This window comes from Prauserella endophytica (assembly GCF_005146945.1).
GTDB lineage: Bacteria > Actinomycetota > Actinomycetes > Mycobacteriales > Pseudonocardiaceae > Prauserella_A > Prauserella_A endophytica.
On the sequence record NZ_SWMS01000015.1, the window covers coordinates 106097 to 126790 of the forward strand.

Annotated in this window: 18 protein-coding genes; all 18 read right to left on the reverse strand. The window is 71.8% G+C overall.

The window, feature by feature from the left end; genetic code table 11:
• Positions 1–57: 57 nt before the first annotated feature.
• The 18 genes from murC to FCN18_RS25025 all read right to left on the reverse strand — a co-directional run bounded on the left by murC (position 58) and on the right by FCN18_RS25025 (position 20693).
• Complete coding sequence (gene murC / locus FCN18_RS24940; RefSeq protein WP_137096238.1) at positions 58–1461, reverse strand: UDP-N-acetylmuramate--L-alanine ligase; 1404 nt, start codon at positions 1459–1461, stop codon at positions 58–60.
• Positions 1445–2581, reverse strand: a complete 1137-nt coding sequence (gene murG, locus FCN18_RS24945; RefSeq protein WP_112272507.1) for an undecaprenyldiphospho-muramoylpentapeptide beta-N-acetylglucosaminyltransferase — start codon at positions 2579–2581, stop codon at positions 1445–1447. The genes murC and murG overlap by 17 nt, the downstream gene beginning before the upstream one ends.
• Entirely contained in the window at positions 2578–4047 is a 1470-nt protein-coding gene (gene ftsW, locus FCN18_RS24950) for a putative lipid II flippase FtsW (protein ID WP_112272508.1), read from the reverse strand. The genes murG and ftsW overlap by 4 nt, the downstream gene beginning before the upstream one ends.
• Positions 4034–5449: a UDP-N-acetylmuramoyl-L-alanine--D-glutamate ligase gene (gene murD / locus FCN18_RS24955; RefSeq protein ID WP_112272510.1), complete on the reverse strand. Its 1416-nt coding sequence runs from the start codon at positions 5447–5449 to the stop codon at positions 4034–4036. The genes ftsW and murD overlap by 14 nt, the downstream gene beginning before the upstream one ends.
• Positions 5450–5454: 5 nt before the next feature.
• Positions 5455–6540 (reverse strand): phospho-N-acetylmuramoyl-pentapeptide-transferase, encoded by a 1086-nt coding sequence (mraY, locus tag FCN18_RS24960; protein ID WP_112272512.1) that lies wholly within the window; start codon positions 6538–6540, stop codon positions 5455–5457.
• Positions 6537–7997, reverse strand: a complete 1461-nt coding sequence (locus tag FCN18_RS24965; RefSeq protein WP_137096239.1) for a UDP-N-acetylmuramoyl-tripeptide--D-alanyl-D-alanine ligase — start codon at positions 7995–7997, stop codon at positions 6537–6539. Before FCN18_RS24965 ends, mraY begins: the two co-directional genes overlap by 4 nt.
• Positions 7994–9589 (reverse strand): UDP-N-acetylmuramoyl-L-alanyl-D-glutamate--2,6-diaminopimelate ligase, encoded by a 1596-nt coding sequence (locus tag FCN18_RS24970; protein ID WP_112272516.1) that lies wholly within the window; start codon positions 9587–9589, stop codon positions 7994–7996. The genes FCN18_RS24965 and FCN18_RS24970 overlap by 4 nt, the downstream gene beginning before the upstream one ends.
• A gap of 286 nt (positions 9590–9875) precedes the next feature.
• On the reverse strand, positions 9876–10799 hold the full coding sequence (locus FCN18_RS40720) for a hypothetical protein (protein WP_323808375.1): 924 nt from the start codon (positions 10797–10799) through the stop codon (positions 9876–9878).
• A complete protein-coding gene (locus FCN18_RS24980) occupies positions 10796–11278 on the reverse strand; it encodes a hypothetical protein (protein ID WP_112272520.1) in 483 nt (160 codons plus the stop codon). Before FCN18_RS24980 ends, FCN18_RS40720 begins: the two co-directional genes overlap by 4 nt.
• Positions 11275–12528, reverse strand: a complete 1254-nt coding sequence (locus FCN18_RS24985; RefSeq protein WP_137096240.1) for an MCE family protein — start codon at positions 12526–12528, stop codon at positions 11275–11277. The genes FCN18_RS24980 and FCN18_RS24985 overlap by 4 nt, the downstream gene beginning before the upstream one ends.
• Positions 12528–13682: an MCE family protein gene (locus tag FCN18_RS24990; RefSeq protein WP_112272524.1), complete on the reverse strand. Its 1155-nt coding sequence runs from the start codon at positions 13680–13682 to the stop codon at positions 12528–12530. The genes FCN18_RS24985 and FCN18_RS24990 overlap by 1 nt, the downstream gene beginning before the upstream one ends.
• Positions 13682–14866 carry an MCE family protein gene (locus tag FCN18_RS24995; protein WP_112272525.1) on the reverse strand — a complete coding sequence of 395 codons (1185 nt, stop codon included), beginning with the start codon at positions 14864–14866 and terminating at the stop codon, positions 13682–13684. The genes FCN18_RS24990 and FCN18_RS24995 overlap by 1 nt, the downstream gene beginning before the upstream one ends.
• Positions 14866–15906, reverse strand: coding sequence for an MCE family protein (locus FCN18_RS25000; RefSeq protein WP_137096241.1), 1041 nt, complete (start codon positions 15904–15906; stop codon positions 14866–14868). Before FCN18_RS25000 ends, FCN18_RS24995 begins: the two co-directional genes overlap by 1 nt.
• Positions 15903–16955: an MCE family protein gene (locus FCN18_RS25005; protein ID WP_137096242.1), complete on the reverse strand. Its 1053-nt coding sequence runs from the start codon at positions 16953–16955 to the stop codon at positions 15903–15905. Before FCN18_RS25005 ends, FCN18_RS25000 begins: the two co-directional genes overlap by 4 nt.
• Positions 16952–18256, reverse strand: coding sequence for an MCE family protein (locus tag FCN18_RS25010; RefSeq protein ID WP_137096243.1), 1305 nt, complete (start codon positions 18254–18256; stop codon positions 16952–16954). The genes FCN18_RS25005 and FCN18_RS25010 overlap by 4 nt, the downstream gene beginning before the upstream one ends.
• On the reverse strand, positions 18253–19101 hold the full coding sequence (locus FCN18_RS25015; RefSeq protein ID WP_170200591.1) for an MlaE family ABC transporter permease: 849 nt from the start codon (positions 19099–19101) through the stop codon (positions 18253–18255). Before FCN18_RS25015 ends, FCN18_RS25010 begins: the two co-directional genes overlap by 4 nt.
• A complete protein-coding gene (locus FCN18_RS25020) occupies positions 19101–19895 on the reverse strand; it encodes an MlaE family ABC transporter permease (RefSeq protein WP_137096244.1) in 795 nt (264 codons plus the stop codon). Before FCN18_RS25020 ends, FCN18_RS25015 begins: the two co-directional genes overlap by 1 nt.
• Positions 19896–19919: 24 nt before the next feature.
• Complete coding sequence (locus FCN18_RS25025) at positions 19920–20693, reverse strand: glucose 1-dehydrogenase (RefSeq protein ID WP_113642267.1); 774 nt, start codon at positions 20691–20693, stop codon at positions 19920–19922.
• Position 20694: the final 1 nt, after the last annotated feature.

Consider the following 20694-nt stretch of genomic DNA (forward strand, 5'->3'; position numbering starts at 1 on the left):
GGAGGAGGCTGAGGTTCCGCCGCCCGCGCCGCCACGCAAACCACTTCGCAACACTCCCTAGGCGCCGCGGCGGTCGAGTTCGGCGAGGATCTCGGGCCCGAGCTGCGTGACGTCCCCAGCGCCCATGGTGACCAGCAGGTCGCCCGGCTTGACCAGGTCGGCGGCGAGCGCGGCCGCCCGGTCGAACGCGGGCTCGTAGTGCACGGTCGCGCCGGTGATCCGTTCGGCGATCAGCTCACCGGTGACGCCGGGCTCCGGCTCCTCCCGCGCGCCGTAGACGTCGAGCAGGATCACCTCGTCGGCGAGCCCGAGCGCCGCGGCGAACTCGTTCGCGAAGGTCCTGGTGCGCGAGTACAGGTGTGGCTGGAAGACCACCACGACACGGCCGAGCCCCGCCGCGTGCCGCACGGCGCGCAGCTGCGCCGCGACCTCCGTCGGGTGGTGGGCGTAGTCGTCGTAGACGCGCACGTCGGCGGCGCGGCCCTTGAACTCGAAGCGCCTGCGCACCCCGCCGAACGCGGCGAGGCCCTCGGCGAGCCCGTCGGCGGGCGCGCCCAATTCCAGCCCGGCCAGCAGCGCGGCGACGGCGTTGAGCGCCATGTGCTCACCCGGCACCGCCACCCGCACGTCGAGCTCCTCGCCTGCCAGCGCGATCCGCACGATCCCGCCGTCCTCGTGCGGCGTGTAGCCCAGCACGCGGGCGTCCTGCTCGCCGGTGGCCGAGCGGCCGTAACGGCGCACGCGCACGCCGTCGGCCTCGGCGCGCGCGGCCAGTTCGGCCGCCGGGGCGTCGTCGGCGCAGACGATGAGCACCCCGCCCGGCTCGACGCGCTTGACGAACTCCGCGAACACCGCGACGTAGGCCTCCGCCGTGCCGTGGTGGTCGAGGTGGTCCGGCTCGACGTTGGTCACCACGGCGACCGACGGCGTGTAGGTCAGGAACGAGCCGTCGCTCTCGTCGGCCTCGGCGACGAACATGCCGCCCTCGCCGTGGTGGGCGTTGGCCCCGGACTCGTTGAGGTCGCCGCCGATCGCGAACGACGGGTCGAGCCTGCAGTGCTGCAGCGCGACCGTGAGCATCGACGTGGTCGACGTCTTGCCGTGGGTACCCGCGATGCACGCGGTGCGGTGGCCCGCCATGAGCGCCGCGAGCGCCTGCGCCCGGTGCAGCACCGGCACGCCGCGCTCCCTGGCGGCGGCCAGCTCGGGGTTCGTGTCCTTGATCGCGGTCGACACGATCACGGCCGACGGCCCGCCCTCGAACGCGTCGAGGTTCTCCGCTCGCTGGCCCACTTCGATGCGGGCGCCCTGCGCGCGCAGCGTGAGGAACGCGCGGGAGTCCTTCGCGTCGGAGCCGGACACCTCCGCGCCGCGGGCGAGCAGGATGCGGGCGATCCCGCTCATCCCGGCGCCGCCGATGCCGATCAGATGGGCGCGTCGCAGCTCATCGGGAAGTTCCATGTCCCCCAGCCTCCAGAACCAGTTTGGCCAGCACCTCGTCGGCCTCGCGGTGCCCCAGTGCCACCGCGGCCGCGCTCATCTTCGCGAGCCGCTCCGGGTCGGTCACGAGGGGGAGCACCAGCTCGGCCACCTTTTCCGGCGTCAGCTCGGCGTCGGGCACGAGCAGGGCCGCACCGGCGTCGACGGCGGGCTCGGCGTTGAGCGCCTGCTCGCCGTTGCCATGCGGCAGCGGCACGAACACCGACGGCAGGCCGACGGCCGACACCTCGGCCACGGTCATCGCCCCGGACCGGCACAGCACCATGTCGGCGGCGGCGTAGGCGAGGTCCATGCGCTCCAGGTACGGCACGGGCACGTACGCGGGGCGGCCGGGGTACTCGCGCACCGCCACCGTGTTCTTCGGCCCGTGCGCGTGCAGCACGCCGACCCCGGCGTCGGCGAACTCCTTCGCCGCGCCGGACACGGCGTTGTTGATCGAGCGGGCGCCCTGTGACCCGCCGAAGACGAGCAGCGTGGGCGCGTCCGGGTGGAGCCCGAAGTGCTCACGCGCCTCGGCACGCAGCGCGGGCCGGTCTAGCGCGGTGATGGAGCGGCGCAGCGGGATGCCGATGACGTCGGCGCCGGGCAGCGTCGTGCCGGGCACCGCGACCGCGACCTTCTTCGCGAACCGGGCACCGACCTTGTTCGCGAGGCCCGCGTGCTTGTTCGCCTCGTGCACGACGATCGGCACGCGGCCGCGCGCGGCCAGGTAGGCGGGCAGCGCGACGTAGCCCCCGAAGCCGACCACCACGTCGGCGCCGACGCGGTCGAGCACCTCGCGGGTGCGGCGCACGGCGTCGCGGACCTTCAGCGGGAGCCGCAGCAGCTCCGCGGTGGGCTTGCGCGGCAGCGGCACGGGCGGGATGAGCTCGAGGGGGTAGCCCCTGGCCGGGACGAGCCGGTTCTCCAGGCCGCGCTCGGTGCCCAGCGCGACCACCTTCGCGTCCGGCCGCAGCCGCTTCACGGCGTCGGCCAGCGCTAGCGCCGGTTCGATGTGGCCCGCCGTTCCCCCACCGGCAACGACCACCGTCGGTGCCGCCGCCGAAGCGGCCTTCTCGCCCCCAGGTACGGGCTGGCTCACCTGTGTCCTCTCCGCGTCGAACTTCCTCGCCGGGTGCCGCCTCTCGGCGTGCTCCGTCGACCGTACTCCGGGGCCGCCCGCCTGCGGTCCGGCGCCGCGGCGGACCGCGCGCTGCGGGGGGCCGGTCTGCCGCCCTTGGCCTGGCCGCTCCGGCCGCTGCCCCTGCGCTTCGAGGGGGGCCGGTACGGGTCCGGCGCGGGCAGCCGCATCAGGCGCCCGAACTTACCGGGTCCCTGGGTGCGAAGTGCCGCCACCGCCTCGGGCTCGTGCCGGGCGCAGTTGGCGAGGATGCCGAACAGCAGCATCGTCACGAGCAGCGACGTTCCGCCGTAGGAGATCATCGGCAGGGTCACGCCGGTGACCGGCAGCAGGCCCACGACGTAGCCGATGTTGATGGCCGCCTGGGCCACGAGCCACACCGTGAGCGTGCCGGCGACGATGCGGATCCACGGGTCGAGATTGCGCACGGCGATCCGCAGCCCGACGAACGCCAGCAGCCCGAACAAGCCGATCACCACCAGGCAGCCGACGAAGCCGAGCTCCTCTCCGATGAGCGCGAAGATGAAGTCGTGTTGCACGTTCGGCAGGTACATCCACTTCGACTGGCCCTGCCCGAGCCCCTTGCCGAACAGCCCGCCGTCGGCGAGCGCGTAGAGCGCCTGGTTGGCCTGCAGCCCCTTGCCCAACGGGTCGGCGTCGGGGTTGAGGAACGACATGATGCGGTCGAGCCGGTATTCGGCGATCAGCGCGAGCAGGACGGCCCCCGCGACACCACCCGCGAAGATCACCGCGAACAGCCGCTTCGGCGCGCCCGCGAACCACAGCAGGGCAACGAGCACCACGCCGAGGGTGATCGTGCCGCCCAGGTCGGGCTGCGCCATGACCAGCGCGAACATCAGCAGCGCCACCGGCACCAGCGGTACGAGCAGGTGCCGCCACTGGTGCAGCACCTGGTACTTCACCACGAGGATGTGGGCGCCCCACAGAGCCAGCGCGACCTTGGCGACCTCCACCGGCTGCAGCGACAGCGGGCCGATCACGAACCAGCCCTGCGAGCCGTTGATCTTGCTGCCGAGCGGGGTGAGCACGAGCGCCAGCAGCCCGAGACACACGACGACACCGGTGGACGAGAGCGCGCGGATGCGTTTCAGCGGCACGCGCACGCCGAGCCAGAACACCACCGCGCCGAGCACGCAGAACAGCAGGTGGCGCTGGAAGAGCGCGTAGACGCTGGAGTCGCTGCCCGGGCTGTACGACGAGACCGACGACGCCGACAGCACCATCACGATGCCGATGGCGCCGAGCGTGCCGCACGTGGCGAGGATCAGGTGGAAGTCGGCCAGCGGGCGGGAAAGCCACGCCGTGAGCGCCGTGCGCACCGCGGTGAAGCCGCGTTCGGCCCGCTCCCTCCTGCGGCGGGGACCCCGCTCGCCGGTGCTGTCCCGGACCTCGTCAACCGCCGTCACGCTGGTGCTGCCCTCTCAGCGCGTCCACGGCCGCGGCGAACGCGTCGCCCCGTGCCGCGTAGTCGCGGAACATGTCCAGCGACGCGGCAGCAGGCGCGAGCAGCACCGCGTCACCGGGTTGCGCCAGGGCACGGGCCGCGCTCACCGCCGAAGTCATGGGTTCATCGTCACCCGGACCCAGCCGCTTCACCGGGACATCCGGCGCGTGTCGCGCAACAGCGGCGGCGATCACGTCGGCGTCGGTGCCCAGCAGCACGACCCCGCGGAGCCGTCCCGCGACCGTCGCGACCAGTTCCTCCACGGACGCGCCCTTGAGCAGGCCGCCCGCGATCCACACCACGGAGGAGTGCGCGAGCAGGGAGCCCACGGCGGCGTGCGGGTTCGTGGCCTTCGAGTCGTTGATGTAGCGGACGCCGTCGAGCTCGGCGACCTCGACGGCCCGGTGCGCTCCGGGCCGGAAGGAGCGCAGCCCCTTCGCGACGGCGTCGGCGCCGACGCCGTATGCCCTGGCCAGCGCCGCGGCGGCCAGCGCGTTGGCCACGTTGTGCGGGCCGGCGGGCCGCACGTCGGCGAGGGTGGCCAGCTCCTCGGCATTGCGCACCGGATCGGCGACGAACGCCCGGTCGACCAGCAGGTCCTCCACCACGCCCAGCTCGCCGGGCCGGGGGGTGTCGAGCCGGAAGCCGACGTGCGCGGCGCCCTCCGGCGCGTGCTCCCCGGCCAGCCGCACCGACGTCGCGTCGGCGACGTTCCGCACCACCGTGGCCGAGCGCGCGTGGATCGTGCCCTTGGCGTCGGCGTAGGCGTCGAAGCCACCGTGCCAGTCGAGGTGGTCCTCGGCGACGTTCAGCACCACGGATGCCTTCGGCGCGAGCGTGCTCGACCAGTGCAGCTGGAAGCTCGACAGCTCGACGGCCAGCGCCTCGTGCCCCGCGAGCACGGCGTCGAGCACGGCGAAGCCGACGTTGCCGCAGGCCACGGCGTCCACCCCGGCCGCGCGCAGCACCGACTCCAGCATGCCGACCGTGGTGGTCTTGCCGTTGGTGCCGGTGACGGCGAGCCACGCGGGCGGGTGGTCCCTTTCCTGGGAGATCCGCCAGGCCAGCTCGACGTCGCCGATCACTTCGACGCCCCGCGCGACCGCCGCCGCGAGCAGCGGGGCGCCCGGCCGCCAGCCGGGGCTGGTCACGACCAGCGCCGTGCCATCGGGGGGCTCGGTGAGGCCCGGGACGAGCGTGGCGCCGAGCCCTTCGAGCTCGGCGAGCCGCTCCGCGTTGCCGTCGGTGACGGTGACCTCGGCGCCCAGCCCGGTCAACGCGGTGGTCACCGACCTGCCGGTCACCCCGGCGCCCGCGACGAGCACCCGCATCCCGGCTGTGTCCACGCGGTCCACGCCGTCCATGCCGCCTAGCCTCCTCCGAGCCCGAGCTGCTCGCTGTAGAACAGGCCGAGCCCGAACATGCAGCAGATCGCCGCCAGCAGCCAGAACCGGATGATCACCGTGGTCTCGGCCCAGCCGGCCAGCTCGAAGTGATGATGGAACGGCGCCATTCGGAAGAGCCTGCGCCGCGTCGTCCGGAACACCGCGATCTGCAGCACCACCGAGACCATCTCGACCACGAACAGGCCGCCGATCACGATCGCGAGCAGCTCGGTGCGGGTGGTCATCGACAGACCCGCCACCAGGCCACCGAGCGCGAGCGAACCGGTGTCGCCCATGAAGATCTTCGCGGGCGCGGCGTTCCACCACAGGAACCCGACGCACGCACCGGCCCCGGCCGCGGCCACCACCGCGAGGTCGAGCGGGTCGCGCACGTCGTAGCAAGCGGCCTGCGGCGACTCGACACAGCTGAGCCGCGCCTGCCAGAACGCGATGACGACGTAGGTGCACAGCACCATCGCGGCGGCGCCGCCCGCGAGCCCGTCGAGGCCGTCGGTGAAGTTCACCGCGTTCGACCACGCCGAGATCAGCAGGTAGCAGAAGAGGATGAACACCGGCACCGGGAAGAAGATCAGTGCCAGATCACGCACGTAGGAGAGGTTCTGCGACGCCGGGGTCAGCCCGTTCTCGTCGGCGAACTGGAGCGCGAGGATGCCGAACCCGAGCGCGACGACGAGCTGGCCCACCAGCTTGGCCGTCTTGTTCAGGCCGAGGTTGCGCTGCTTGCGGATCTTGATGAAGTCGTCGAGGAAGCCGACGATCCCGAGCCCGACCGACAGCCCGAGCACCAGCAGGCCCGACGCCGTCGGCCCGTCGTTGGTCGAGCTGCGCAGCCAGTCGGCGAGGTGGGCGACGAAGTAGGCGACCACCATCGCGACGATGATCGCCACGCCGCCCATCGTCGGCGTGCCGCGCTTGGACTTGTGCCCCTCCGGGCCCTCCTCGCGGATCTCCTGACCAAAGCCCTGCTTCGAGAAGAACCGGATCAGGTACGGCGTGAGCAGGATGGAGACCAGCAGCCCCACCGAGGCCGCGATCATGATGCTGATCACGCGTTATCGCCTTCCAGTAGCGAATCGGCCACGCGCCACAGCTCGGCGACCTTCGAGGCCTTCACCAGAACGACGTCGTCGGGACGCAGCTCGCCGCGCAGCAACGCGATGGCGGCGTCGGTGTCGGGCACCAGGACCGACTCCTCTCCCCAAGAACCCTCGTGGCTTGCGCCGTGATGCATGGCCGCGGCCTCCTGGCCGACCACGACGAGCCGGTTGATGTTGAGCCGGACGGCGAGCCTGCCGATCTCGTCGTGCGCGGACACGGTATCGGCCCCGAGTTCTCCCATCACACCGAGTACCGCCCACGACCGGCGCTGCTTCGCCATGGAGGCCAGCGTCTTGAGCGCGGCCCGCATCGACTCCGGGTTGGCGTTGTAGGAGTCGTTGAGGACGGTCACGCCGTCGGCGCGGGTGGTGACCTCCATGCGGCGGGCCGAGCGGCGCTGCGCGGCGGACAGCCGCTGTGCGACGTCGGCGACCGACGAGCCCAGCTCCAGTGCCACGGCGGCGGCGGACAGCGCGTTGCCGACGTGGTGCTCGCCGAAGAGGCCCAGCGTCACGTCGGCCGCACCCTGCGGGGCGACGAGGCGGAACGACGCGCGGGCCTGCTCGTCGAGGCGCACGTCCTCCGCGCGCACGGTGGCTTCGGGGTGTTCGCCGACGCCGACGATCCGCGCCTTCGTGCGCGCGGCCATCGCGGCGACGAGCGGGTCGTCGAGGTTGAGCACCGCGACGCCGTCGGCGGGCAGCGCCTCCACGAGCTCGCCCTTGGTCTTGGCGATGCCCTCGCGGGAGCCGAACTCGCCGACGTGCGCGCTGCCGACGTTGAGCACCACGCCGATACGCGGCGGCGCGACGGCGGCCAGCTCGGCGATGTGACCTGGGCCGCGCGCGGAGAGCTCCAGCACCAGGTGGCGGGTGCTCTCGTCGGCGCGCAGCGCCGTCCACGGATGGCCGAGCTCGTTGTTGAACGACCCCGGCGGGGCGACGGTCGGCCCCAGCGGCTCCAGCACCTGCGCGATGAGGTCCTTGGTGGACGTCTTGCCCGACGAGCCGGTGACCCCGACGACCGTGAGCCCGCCCTCGGCGAGCCGCGTCACCACGTGCCGGGCGAGCTTGCCCAGCGCCGCGAGCACGGCCGCGCCGGAGCCGTCGGTGTCGCCGGCCAGCGCGACCGAGCGCTCGTGTGCCGCGCCCGGTGGCAGCGGCGGCACGATCACGGCAGGCGCGTCGACCTCGCAAGCGGCCAGCACGCCCGCGGCGCCGGCCTCGATCGCGCGCGCGGCGAAGGTGTGCCCGTCCACCCGCTCGCCGGGCAGCGCGACGAACAGCCCGCCCTCGGTGAGCTGCCGGGAGTCGAACTCGACGGGCCCGCTGACGCGCTCGCCGCCGTCACTGTTGTGCAGCCTGCCGCCGACGACGTCGGCGATCTCGGCCAGGCTCAGCGCGATCACACGATCACCTCGAGTTTGTCGCGGATGGCGGCCTCCAGCTCGTCGCGGTCGGAGAACGGGTGGACCACACCGGCGATCTCCTGGCCGGTCTCGTGCCCCTTGCCCGCCACGAGCACGACGTCGCCGGGGCGCGCGCGCTCGACGGCGGTGACGATGGCCTCGCGGCGGTCGCCGATCTCCAGCACCTCGCTGCTCTGGGCGGGGCTCACTGCGCGCGCGCCGTGCAGCATCGCGTCCCTGATGGCGGCGGGGTCCTCGCTGCGGGGGTTGTCGTCGGTGACGATCACCAGGTCACTACCCCTGACCGCGGCCTCTCCCATCATCGGACGCTTGGCCGTGTCCCGGTCACCGCCGCAGCCGAGGACGGTGATGATGCGGCCCTCGGTACGGGCGCGCAGGGCCTGCAGCGCCTGCGTGACGGCGGCGGGCTTGTGGGCGTAGTCGACGACGGCCGTGAACTCCTGGCCGAGGTAGACGCGCTCCATGCGGCCGGGCACCTCGACGCTCGCGAGGCCCTCGACGATGTGCTCCAGCGACACGCCGGTGGTGTCCAGGATCGCGGCGGCCAGCGCGGCGTTGGCGACGTTGAACTCACCCGGCAGCGGGAGGGTCGCCGTCGCCGTGCGGCCGTCGGGGTGGTGCAGCACGAAGGACTGCTCGCCCGTCGGCGTGATCGCGATGTCGGAGGCACGCCACACGGCCTTGGTGCCGGGCTCGGTCGACACCGTCACCGTCTGCGGGGTCACCAGCTGCTGGCCCCACGCGCTGTCGACCACCACGGCCTCGTGCGTGGACCGGCCGTCGAACAGCAGCGACTTGGCGGCGAAGTACTCCTCCATGTCGCGGTGGAAGTCGAGGTGATCCTGCGAGAGGTTCGTGAAGGCGCCGACGGCGAAGCGGGTGCCGTTCACTCGGCCCAGTGCTAGCGCGTGGCTGGAGACCTCCATCGGCACGTGGGTGACGCCCTGCTCGGCCATCACCGCGAACAGCGCCTGCAGGTCGGGGGCCTCGGGCGTGGTGAAGGCGCTGGCGAGGCGTTCGCCGGCGATGCGCGTCTCGACGGTGCCGATGAGGCCGGTGACCCGGCCCGCGGCGCGCAGGCCCGACTCGACGAGGTAGGCGGTGGTGGTCTTGCCGGAGGTGCCGGTGATGCCCAGCACGGCCAGTTGCAGCGACGGCTCGCCGTAGATCCACGCGGCGATCTCGCCGAGCACCCCGCGCGGGTCGGTGTGGACGAGCACGGGGAGGTCGGTGTCGCGCAGCGCGGGGCGCTCCGCGCCGGCCTCGTCGGTGAGGATCGCGGCGGCGCCCGCGGCGATCGCGTCGGCGGCGAAGTCGGCGCCGTGCGCGCGGGCGCCGGGCAACGCGGCGAAGAGGTCGCCGGGGATCACGTGCTGGGCTCGCAGCGTCGCACCGGTCAGCGCGACCTCGGCGGCGGCCGGGTCGGCGATCAGGCGGGCATCGGCGCGCGCGACCAACGTCGTCAGCGGCACCGGTTCGATGCGATGCGGACGCGGCGGCGCGACGACGGCCTTGGCCGGGCTGTCCGGAACCCGCCCTGCCTGGGCGGACTCGTCCTTGTTGACAGACACGCGGGAAGGTTACCGGCGGGGCACTCGGCTCCTGGAAGCGGTGCAGCCCCTCGCGCGAGTCCCCCGCTCCAGCCCGCGAGTCCCCCACTCGGAGCAGCGAGTTCCCCGCTCCAGCGCGCGAGTTGCGCACTCCCGTTCGCGAGTCGCGCACTGCGGTTCGCGAGTCGCGCGTTCGCGGTGGGCCCGCGGGCTTCGCAGCGGTCCCCAACGCGCAACTCGGCGTCCCCAACGCGCAACTCGCCGTCCCCAACGGGCAACTCGCCGTCCCGAACGCGCAACTCGCGGGTCAGAGGCCCGCCAGGGCCGCGATCTTCCACTCGCCGCCGACGCGTTTGGCCACCACGGCCAGTGCGGCGCTGGTGGTCTCCTGGCGGTTGGCGTCGGCGGTGTGCAGGGTCTGCTGGTCGACCAGGGCCAGCACGCGTGCCTCGTCGCCTGCCAGTTCCCGCACGCCGACGGAACGCACCGTGGTGGTGCGCACCAGGCGCTGCTCACGCGCTTGCGCCGACGCCGCCGCGAAACTCTCCTCGTACTGGCCCACCGCCTGCTCCACCAGCACGCGATCGGCCGCGCGCTCGGTGCGCTCCAGGTTGTTGTAGTCGTAGGAGAAGATCGCCTTCAGTCCCGCGCTCACCTGGTCGGCCACCTCGCGCGTCCCGGCCTCGTCCGCCAGCGCTACGTTGCCGCCCGGGTCCCTCAGCCGTTCCGCCTCCAGCGCCGACCACACCGCCACGCCCACCGCCAGCACCAGCACCGCGGCCAGCACCGCCATGATCGTCGCCCGCCTGCGCGGCAGCCCCGAGACCCGCCCGGCCGCCGGGGAACCGGCAGCGGGCTCCGCATCCGGGTCTCGCTCCGCGCCAGAAGCCCGCTCCACCGCTGAGCCCGGATCCCCATCTGAGTCTTGCTCCGCATCCGGGGCCCGCTCCACCGCTGAGCCCGGCTCGCCATCCGGCGCCCGCTCGCCCGCTGCGTCTGGGTCCGCGCCCGAAGCCCGCTCCACCGCCAGACCCGGCTCCGCCTCCGGAGCCCCCGCGGCCTCCGGCGGCTCCGGCGTCTGGGCATCGCTGCTCGCCGGCGCGGCGAGGTCCTCCCGCCCCGTACCCCGGGAGCCCGAGGCGCCCCTCGCGAACGGTGACGGGGTCCTGTTCCGCCGCTGCCCCGTCTCCTCCGCCCGCTCGGCGCCGGCGTCCGCACCCGGCTCGCTCATCGACCCGCCGCCTGCACGTCGCTGACCTTCCATCCCGCGTCCGTCCGCTCGGCGCGAACGGTCAGCCTGCTGCGCTGCGGCGCCGGGGGTTGCCCCTGCGTGCCCAGCCGCACCTCCAGCACGGCGATGAGCCGGGCACTGCCCGCCCCCAGGTCCAGCTCGGTCACGGCAGCCTGCAGCACGCTCGCCGACGCGACCGTCCGCGTCCCCGCCGCACGGTCGAGTTGGAGCTGGCGGTCCCTGGTGAGCTCGTCGCCGAGCTTGCCCGTGGTGACGTCGAGCCAGCGGTCGATGTCGCGCCCGGCCGTGCGGTGGTCGATCGTGTGCAGCGCGAGCAGTCCGTCGGACACGGCGGCGAGCACGGCGTCGCGCTCCCGTGACACCTCCAGCGCGTCGTCGTTCGCGGCGCTCACCCACGACCAGCCGAACCACGCGGCGGCGGCCACGGCGAGCGCAGTCAGTACCGCGAGCACCCTCATTCCGGCAGCCCCAGCAGCCCGCCGACGCCGCCGGAACCGGAGCCGCCGAGCAACCCCAGCAGGCCCGGCAGCGCGTCGTCGCGCGGCCGCCCGTCCGTGGTCGGCTGCTCGGGCGTGCTCTGCTCCGGCACGTCCACCGGCATGCCCGCGTACGGCGCGTTCTGCGCGCCGCGCACGCTGCTCGGGCTGCCCGGCGGCTCCGCGCAGTACGCGTCGGTGTTGGGAGGCGCCTCGCTCGTGTCGTTGGCGGGTCGCTGGCGCGTGCCCTCATAGCCGCGCGTGCACGAGTACGGGTCGAACAGGTTCAGCACGAACCCGAGGTGGCCTTCCCCGCCCGAGGTCACCGAGCGCGTGAACGCCGAGATCACCGGGTAGGCCACGAGCAGCTGCTCGATCGCGTCGACGCGCGCCGTGGTGATGGTGGACGTCGTGAGCAGGTTGGCGATCACGACGCCGAGGTCGGTGCCGGACACGGCGAGCACGTCGCTGACCTCACGGCTGAGCTTCGGGGCCTCGTCGATCACCTTCCGCAGGTCTGGATCGGCGCCCTTGAGCTGGCCCGCGATGGTGCGCAGCCCTTCGGCGATGGCCGCGATGTCATCGGCCTGCCGCCGTTGCGTGTCGAGCACCACGCGCCCATCGGCGAGCAGCGCCCGCGTCTGCGGCAGGTTCTCGGTGGCCGTGGCGGTGAACGAGCCCGCCGCGTCGAGCAGCTGCTGCAGCTCGGGTCCCGCGCCGGCGAACGCGTCGTAGGTCTCGTCGACGACCGTGCGCAGGGAGCCGGGATCGACGCTGGCGACCAGCTTGTCGAGGTTGGCCAGCACGGTGTCGGGCGCCAGCGGGATGGACGTGCGTTCCTGCGTGATCACCGAGCCGTCCTCGAGGTAGGGGCCGTTCTGGTGGCGCGGTACCAGGTCGACGTACTGCTCGCCGACCGCCGACCGGTTCGACACCCTCGCCTCGGTGTCGGCCGGGATCGGCTCCGCGCCCGACTCGACGTCGAGGGTCAGCTCGACGCCGTGCTCGGTGAGGTTCATCGCCACGACCCTGCCGACCGCTACACCCCGGTAGGTCACCTCCGCGTTCACGAAGATGCCACCGGAGTCGGCCAGCCGCACGGTCACCGCGTAGCCACGCGTGCCGAAGAGCCGGTCCAGCCCCGCGTAGCTGATGCCCGCGTAGAGCACGGACACCACGGCGATCACCACGAACACGAGGAGCTTCATCCGGTGCCGTCCGGTGAGCCTCATCAGCCACCACCTCCCAGCAGCCCGCCGAGCAACCCGCCGAGCACACCGCCTTCCCGAGACTCGGTGGCTGGTGGGTTCGTCTCCGGCAGTGGCAGCGTGGGCGGCGCCGGGCCGCCGAGGTCGAGGGGCGGCAGCTGGATCGGCGGCTGGGACGAGTTGGTGAAGTTCTGCAGCAGCAGGTCGAGGTTGAGGTCGACGCGCGCGGTCACGTTCGCGTAGTCGCCCCTGATCACCGCGCCAGCCGAGTCGGGGAACGGGTAGGTCGGCAGGATCTTCAGCGCGGTCGGCAGGTTCGTGCCGGCTTCGGCGAGCTTCTCCAGCGTCGGGGCGAGCGCGTGCAGGTTGGCCACCAGCTCGTCGCGGCTTGCGTTGATCGTCTCCGTGGCGACGCCGGAGAGCCTGTCGAGCGACTGCAGCATCCCGACGAGCTGGTCGCGCTGCCCGGTCACCACCCGCAGCCCCGGTTCCAGGTGGTCGAGCGCGGTGGTGAGGTTGCCGGTCTGCGCGACGAGCGTGCTGGAGAGCCGGTTGAGCCCGTCGATCGCGCGGATGATCTCGCCCTTCTGCCCGTCCAGCTCGGTCGCGAGGTGGTCGACGCGCGACAGCAGAGCCCGCACCTCGGCCTCGTTGCCGGACAACGCCGCGTTGAGCTCCTCGGTGATCGTGGACAGCTGCTCGATGCCGCCGCCGTTCAGCAGCAGCGACAGCGCCCCGAGCACCTCCTCGACCTCGGGGTTCCGGTTGGTCCGCCCCAGCGGGATGCGCGCGCCGTCGGCGAGCGTGCCGGTGGCCCGTTCGCCCGCGGGCGGGCCCAGCTCGACGAACTTCTCCCCCAGCAGGCTCGACTGGCGCAGCCGGGCATCGGCGTTGGCGGGCAGCACCACGTCGCCGTTGACGGCGAGCGTCACGATGGCCGACTTCGTGTCCTTCGCCAGCTCCACCTTCTCCACGCGGCCCACGGCCACGTCGTTGACCTTCACGGCCGCCTGCGGCACCAGGTCGAGCACGTCGGCGAACTGCGCCGTGACACGGTACGGGTGGTCACCGAGGTCGGCGCCACCCGGCAGCGGCGTGTTGTACAGCCCGCCGAAGCCGCCGTCACCGCAGCCGGCAAGCAGCACGCAGGCCGCGAGGGCGAGGACCAGTCGTCTCATCAGCCCGTCTCCAGCGGTGTCGTCAGCAGGTCGACCACCGGCAGCGGCAACGGCGGCAGCTTGCCGTTCTGCAGCGCGTTCAGCGTCTCGGGTACCGAGGGCAGGTCGAGGGTCTCGTCGAAGAACGGGGCGAGACCCCGGCACAGGTCGCCGAGCGTGTCGGGCAGCTGGGCGGGCGTGCCCGCGCTCACGAGCTTGCACAGCGTCTCCATCAGCGGGTGCGCGAGCTCGTTGGCGTTGTAGCGCACCTGGATGCTGCCGGACGCGGCGTCGTAGGTGTTGATGAAGTTGGTCATGCCGGTCGGCCCGACGTCGAGCACCTCGGCGAGCGCCGCCCGCTGGTCCACGAGCACGCCGGTGATCCCCGCCAGTTTGTCCACATTGGAGGATAGAAGGTCGCGGTTGTCCTGGACGAACTGCCGCACCTCCGTGAGGGAGCCGCCCAATGCGGACAGCGCGGCGGCCACGTCGTCGGAGTCCTCGGCGAGGAACCCGGTCACCTGCGCCAGCCGGTCGTAGAACTCGGTGAGCTGCGCGTCGCTCTGCGCCAGCGTCGAGGTGAACGTCTGCAGGTTCCGGACCGTGGCGAAGAGATCTCCCTTGGAACTCTCCAACGTGGTCGCCAGCTCCGCGAGCCGGGTGACGGTGGTGTTGAGGTTCTTGCCGTTGCCGTCCAGGTTGGCCGCGGCGGTGTCGAGCACATCGGACAGTGCGCCGTTCGCGTTGGCGCCGTCGGGACCGAGGCTGGTGGACAGCTCGTTGAGGCTGCCGTAGAGGTCGTCGAGCTCCACCGGGGTCGCCGTGCGCTCGCGCGGGATCACCGCACCGGCCGCCAGCGCGGGCCCGGTGTCGTAGGCGGGGGTCAGCTGCACGTACCGGTCGCTCACGAGGCTCGGCGCGACTACGACGGCGCCAGCGCCCTCGGGGATCGGAACGTCCACCTCCATGTCCACGCGCACCGCGCCGCCCTCCGGCCGCACCTCCGTGATCTGCCCGACGGGGATGCCCAGCACGCGCACCGACGAGCCCGCGTAGAGCCCGACGGTGCGGTCGAAGTAGGCGCTGATCTTCGTGCCGCCCTCGCGCGTTAGCCACCACAGCGCGGTCGCGAGCACGAGCACGGCCACGCAGGCCAGTGCGAGCCAGCTGTAGAGGCTGCGCCGGGCTCTCGTGTCGACGGTCATCAGTTACCTCCGCGGACGTCGACGCCCTGGTTCGGCGCCGCGATCGGCGGCGAGCAGCCCTCGGGGTTGATCTGCGCGCCCGCCACCGTGATCACCGGGGGCAGCAGGCCGCAGATGTAGCCCTCGAACCAGCGGCCGTTGCCCGTGGCGTTGGCGCCGATGCGGGTGAACGGCGCGAGCAGTTCGAGGCTGCGGTTGAGGTTGTCCTGGTTGCGCTGCAACAGATCCGTGACGACGCCGAGCTGCCGCAGCGCTGGGGTGAGCTGCTCGCGGTTGTCGGCGACGAGCCCGGTGAGCTGCTCGGAGAGCTGCTGGGCGCCCGTGAGCAGCCGGTCGATGGCGTCCTCGCGGTTCTGCAGCTCGGTCAGCAGCAGGTTGCCGTCGTCGATCACCCGGCGCAGCTGTGTGTTGCGGTCGGCCAGCACCTTCGAGACGCCGCTGGTGCTGGACAGCAGGCGGGCCAGTTCGTCGTCACGGGAGGACACCGTCTGCGCGAGCGCCGACATGCCGCTGAGCGCGTCCTTGAGGTGCTCCGGGGTGTTCTCCAGCGAGTCGGCGATCACCTCGAAGCTCTGCGCCAGCTGCCCGGTGTCGATGTCGCCGACGGTCCGGTCGAGGTCGGTGAAGACGTCCTGGATCTGGTACGGCGTGCTGGTGCGCTCCAGCGGGATCGGCTCGTTCGGGTCCAGCACGCCGTCGCCCTTCGGCCGCAGCGAGAGAAACTTCTCGCCCAGCAGGGTCTTGACCTCGATCGAGGCCTCGGTCTGCCTGCCGAGCCGGACGTTCTCGACGGCGAAGGTCACGTGCACCTTCCTGCCCGCCAGCGTCACCTCGTCGACCTCGCCGACCTTGACGCCGGCGACCTGCACCTCGTTGCCGGAGGACAGGTCGGCGGACTCGGCGAAGTAGGCGGAGTAGGTGGTGCTGTTGCTGAGGAGGGGCAGCTGGTCGGAGTTGTAGGCGACCAGCCCGACGAGCGCGATCAGCACGAGCGTCACGGCGCCCACCGCGGCCTGGTTGCGTTCCTTGAGTGGCTTCATGGTCCTGTCGGCGCTCCCGTCGGTTTGCACCGCTCCGGTTGCTCGGTGGCCGGCAACGGCAGGAAGGGCAGGGTGACGTTGAGCGAGGAGATGCCGATCGTGCCGGTGAGCCCGCAGAGGTAGTAGTTGAACCAGCTGCCGTAGCTCAGCGTGCGCGTGAACTTCTCGAGGTTTCCGGGCATCACCTGCAGCAGGTGCTCGAGCAGTTCCTCCGAGCCGGCGAGGTTGCCCGAGAGCGCGCCGAGCGCGGCGATGTCGCGCTGCAGCGGCGGCCGCGCGTCCTCCAGCAGTCCGGAGGTGACGGTCGTGAGGTCGCCGAGCGCCGACACCGCTTCGCCGATGGGCCTGCGTTGCTCCGAGAGTCCGGTCACGAGCTGCTGTGTGGCGTCGATGAGCCCGCCGAGCTGGGGGCCGCGCTGGTTGACGGTGCCGAGCACGTTGTTCAGGTTGCCGATGACCTGGCCGATCACCTCGTCCCGGCTCGCGATGGTGGACGTGAGCGACGCCGTGTGCGACAGCAGGCTCTCGATCGTGCCACCTTCCCCTTGCAGCACCTGGATGATCTCGTAGGAGAGCTGGTTGACCTGCTCTGGATCGAGCGCGTCGAACAGCGGCTTGAACCCGTTGAACAGCACGGTGAGGTCGAGCGCCGGCTGGGTCCGTTCGACCGGGATCCGCGCCCCCGGTTCGAGCACGCCATCGCCCGCGACGTCGGTGCCGAGCGAGAGGTAGCGCTGTCCGACGAGGTTGCGGTACTTGATCGTCGCGGTGACCCCGGCGGGCAGCTCGCGCACCGACTCGACGTCGAAGTGCACTTCGGCGAGATTGTCCTCCGAGACGGTGATCTCGGAGACCTGCCCGACCTTGACACCCACGATGCGCACGTCGTCGCCGCGCTGCAGGCCGGAGGCGTTGGTGAACAGCGCCGTGTAACCGGACGTGGGGCCGAAGTTGGTGTTGGCGATGGTGGCGCCGAGTATCCCGGTGAGCAGCACGGTGACGGCCGCGAACACGAGGATCTTCACCAGCGACGGGATGAAGCTCCTCATTCGAGCACCACCTCCGCTCCGCGATAGAGCGGCCCGACGAGCAGGCTCCCCCAGCCCGGCGCGTCCTCGGGCGCGATGCCGGTGGACGGCGCGAGCAGCTCGGCGAGCAGCTGGTGCTCGGCAAGGGAGTTCGCCACCCGCGGCACCCCGGCCGTCGTCCCGCTGCCGTAACCGGCCCGCTTGGGCGGCGGCGGATGGGTGGAGCCGTCCTTGATGGGGCCGTCGGGCGGGTACTGCGGCCACGCGCCCGGCGGCTCCACCTGCGGGTAGCAGCGGGGACCGCGTTTGTCGTCGTAGCGCGGTTCGTCCTGGCCGGGCAGGTACTTGCCGCGGCTGGCCGTGATCCGGATCGTCACGTGGTTCATCTCGTCGGTGCCCTTGCCGAACGCCTCCTCCGCGCGGGGCACGGCCTCGGCGAGCTGACGCAGCAGGCACGGGTACTCCGGCGCGTACTTCGCGAGCACGTCGAGGGTCGGCTGCACGGTGCTGGTGAGCGCGATCAGGTTGTCCTGGTTGACCTCCAGGAACCGGCCGAGGTCCACCGAAGCGGTGCTGACGCTCGCGTACAGCTCGCCCAGCGCCTGCTGTTTCTCCACGATCGTGCGCGTGGTGGTGGTGAGATCGGACAGTGCCTGGAGGAAGTCCGGTGCCACGCGGTCGTAGGTGTCCGCCACGTCGGCGAGACCGGTGATGTCGGCCTTGAGGTCCGGCAGCGACGGGTTCAGCTCGCCCAGGTAGTTCGAAAGCTGCACAAGCGTGTCCCCGAACTGCTCCCCGCGGCCCTCCAAGGCCGTCGACACCGCGTTGAGCGTGGAGGAGAGCTTCTGCGGCTGCACGGCCTGCAGGAGCGGCATCACGTCGTTGAGCACCTGTTCCAGCTCGATCGCCGAGCTGGAGCGGTCCTGGCCGATCACGGCCCCGGCCGCGATCGGCTCGGCCGCCCGCTCCGGCGGTTGCAGCGCGACGTACCGCTCACCGAAGAGGGTCTTCGGCAGCAGCCTCGCGGAGACGTTCGCGGGTATCACGCCCACCTTCTCCGGTTGCAGCGCCAGCTCCAGCGCGGCGCCGTCGCCGGTGGTCTCGATGGCGCGCACCTCGCCGACGAGCATGCCGCGCACCTTCACGTCTGCGCCCACGCGCATCTGGTTGCCGACGTGGTCGGTCTCCAGCCGCACGCCCACGTAGTCGGTGAACACCTTGTTGTAGATCGCCACGCACAGCGCGAGCAGCAACGCCGCCACGATCAGGAACACCAGGCCGAGTACCTGGTGCCAGAGCCTGCGCAGCAGCGTCGCCCTCACCCGGAGATCCTCACCGTCGTGGAGGAGCCCCAGATCGCGAGGCTCAGGAAGAAGTCGATGACCACGATCAGCACGATCGACGTCCGCACCGCTCTGCCCACCGCGACGCCCACACCCGCCGGTCCCCCGCTCGCGGTGTAGCCGTAGTAGCAGTGGGACAGGATCACCAGTGCGCTGAACACGATCACCTTGAGGAACGACCAGAGCACGTCCTCTGGTGGCAGGAACAGGTTGAAGTAGTGGTCGTAGGTGCCGGCCGACTGCCCGTAGAACCACACCGTGATCTGCCGTGACGCCAGATAGGAGGAGAGCAGCCCGACGGCGTAGAGCGGGATCACGGCGGTGATCCCGGCGAGCACCCGCGTGGTGACGAGGTAGGGCATGCTCGGCACGCCCATCACCTCCAGCGCGTCGATCTCCTCCGAGATGCGCATGGCGCCGAGCTGGGCGGTGAACCCACAACCCACGGTCGCCGACAGCGCGAGCCCCGCCGCGAGCGGCGCCACCTCGCGGGTGTTGAAGTACGCCGAGATGAACCCCGTCAGCGCGGCGGTGCCGAGCTGGTCGAGCGCGGAGTAGCCCTGCAGGCCGACGATGAGACCGGTGAACAGGGTCATGCCGATCATCACGCCGAGGGTCCCGCCGATCACGGCGAGCGCGCCCGTGCCGAAGCTGACCTCGGTGAGCAGCCGCAGCATCTCGCGGCTGTAGCGGCGCACGGTGCGCGGCGCCCACGCGAGCGCCCTGGCGTAGAAGGAGAGCTGCCTGCCGAAGCCCTCGAGGCTCGCGCCGGGACGCGCGATGATCTCCAGGGTGCGGTCGGACACCGTCGGCTCGCCGCTCATCACAACGCCTTCGGCGGGACGATCTGGAGGTAGATCGCGGTCAGGGCGACGTTGATGAGGAACAGCAGCAGGAACGTGATGACCACCGCCTGGTTGACCGCGTCCCCGACTCCCTTCGGGCCGCCCGCCGGGTTGAGTCCGCGGTACGCGGCCACCACGCCGGCGACGAAGCCGTACAGGAACGCCTTGATCTCACTGATGAGGAGGTCGGGCAGCTGCGCGAGCGCGTTGAAGCTCGCGAGGTACGCACCGGGCGTGCCGCCCTGCATGACGACGTTGAAGAAGTAGCCGCCGAGCACACCGACCACGCTGACCAGGCCGTTCAGCAGCACCGACACGACGATCGCTGCGAGCACCCTCGGCACGATCAGCCGCTGGATGGGATTGACGCCGAGCACTTCCATGGCGTCGATCTCCTCGCGGATCTTTCGCGCCCCGATGTCGGCGCAGACGGCGCTGCCGCCCGCCCCGGCCACGAGCAGCGCCGTGATCAGCGGGCTCGCCTGCTGCACGATCGCGAGCGCGCTCGCGGCACCGGTGAACGACTGCGCGCCGATCTGCTGGGTCAGCGAGCCGAGCTGCAACGCGATCACCGCGCCGAACGGGATCGCGACCAGCGCGGTGGGCAGGATCGTCACGCTGGCGAAGAACCAGCACTGCTGGATCCACTCCCTGGTCTGGAACGGCCTGCGCGGAATCGCGCGCAGCACCTCCCACGCCAGGGTCGCGAGCCTGCCCACCTGTGCCAGCGCGGCGGTGCCGGGGATCGTCATCGACCCCTGCTGGGCTCCCATCAGACCTCCGGCGGCTCTACTCGGTCACAGCTTCAGCGCGTGTGTGGCCGTGGCGCCCCCGTCCGCCACGAACTCGCCCCCCGTGCAGTACGAGCTCTCGTCGCTGGCCAGGAACAATGCCACGTCGGCGATCTCCTCCGGCCGCCCGACCCGCTGCAGTGCGAGTCTGCGGGCCACCCGCGAGAAGTCCACCTCGGCGCCCCCGGCCGCGTCGCTCACCATCTGGGTGTCGATCATGCCGGGATGCAGTGAGTTGACCCTGATGCCGCGTTCACCGAGCTCGAGCGCGGCGACCTTGGTCATTCCCCTGATCGCGAACTTACTCGCCGTGTAGGCGACCAGGAACGGCATACCGGCGAGTCCCTCCACAGAGGACACGTTGACGATCGAGCCGCCACCCGCGGTGGACATGGGTTCAACGACCGAGCGCATGCCGAGAAACGCCCCGACCTGGTTGATTCTGATCACCCGCTCGTAGTCGGCCAGTGTGGTCTGGCCCAGCGGAGAGAAGTGCAGCACCCCGGCGTTGTTGACCAGGACGTTGAGCGTGCCGAACTCGGCGACCGTGCGGTCCACGGCCTGCGCCCAGTCGTCCTCCTCGGCCACGTCGAGGTGCGCGTAGGCGGCAGGGTCGCCGAGCTCACCGGCGAGCGCCTTGCCCTCGGCGTCGTTCACGTCGGCGATCATCACCTTGGCACCCTCGGCGGCGAACCGGCGCGCCGCGGCGGCACCCTGCCCGCGCGCGGCGCCGGTGATCAGCGCGACCTTCCCCTTCAGCCTGCCCTCCAGCGTGCCCATG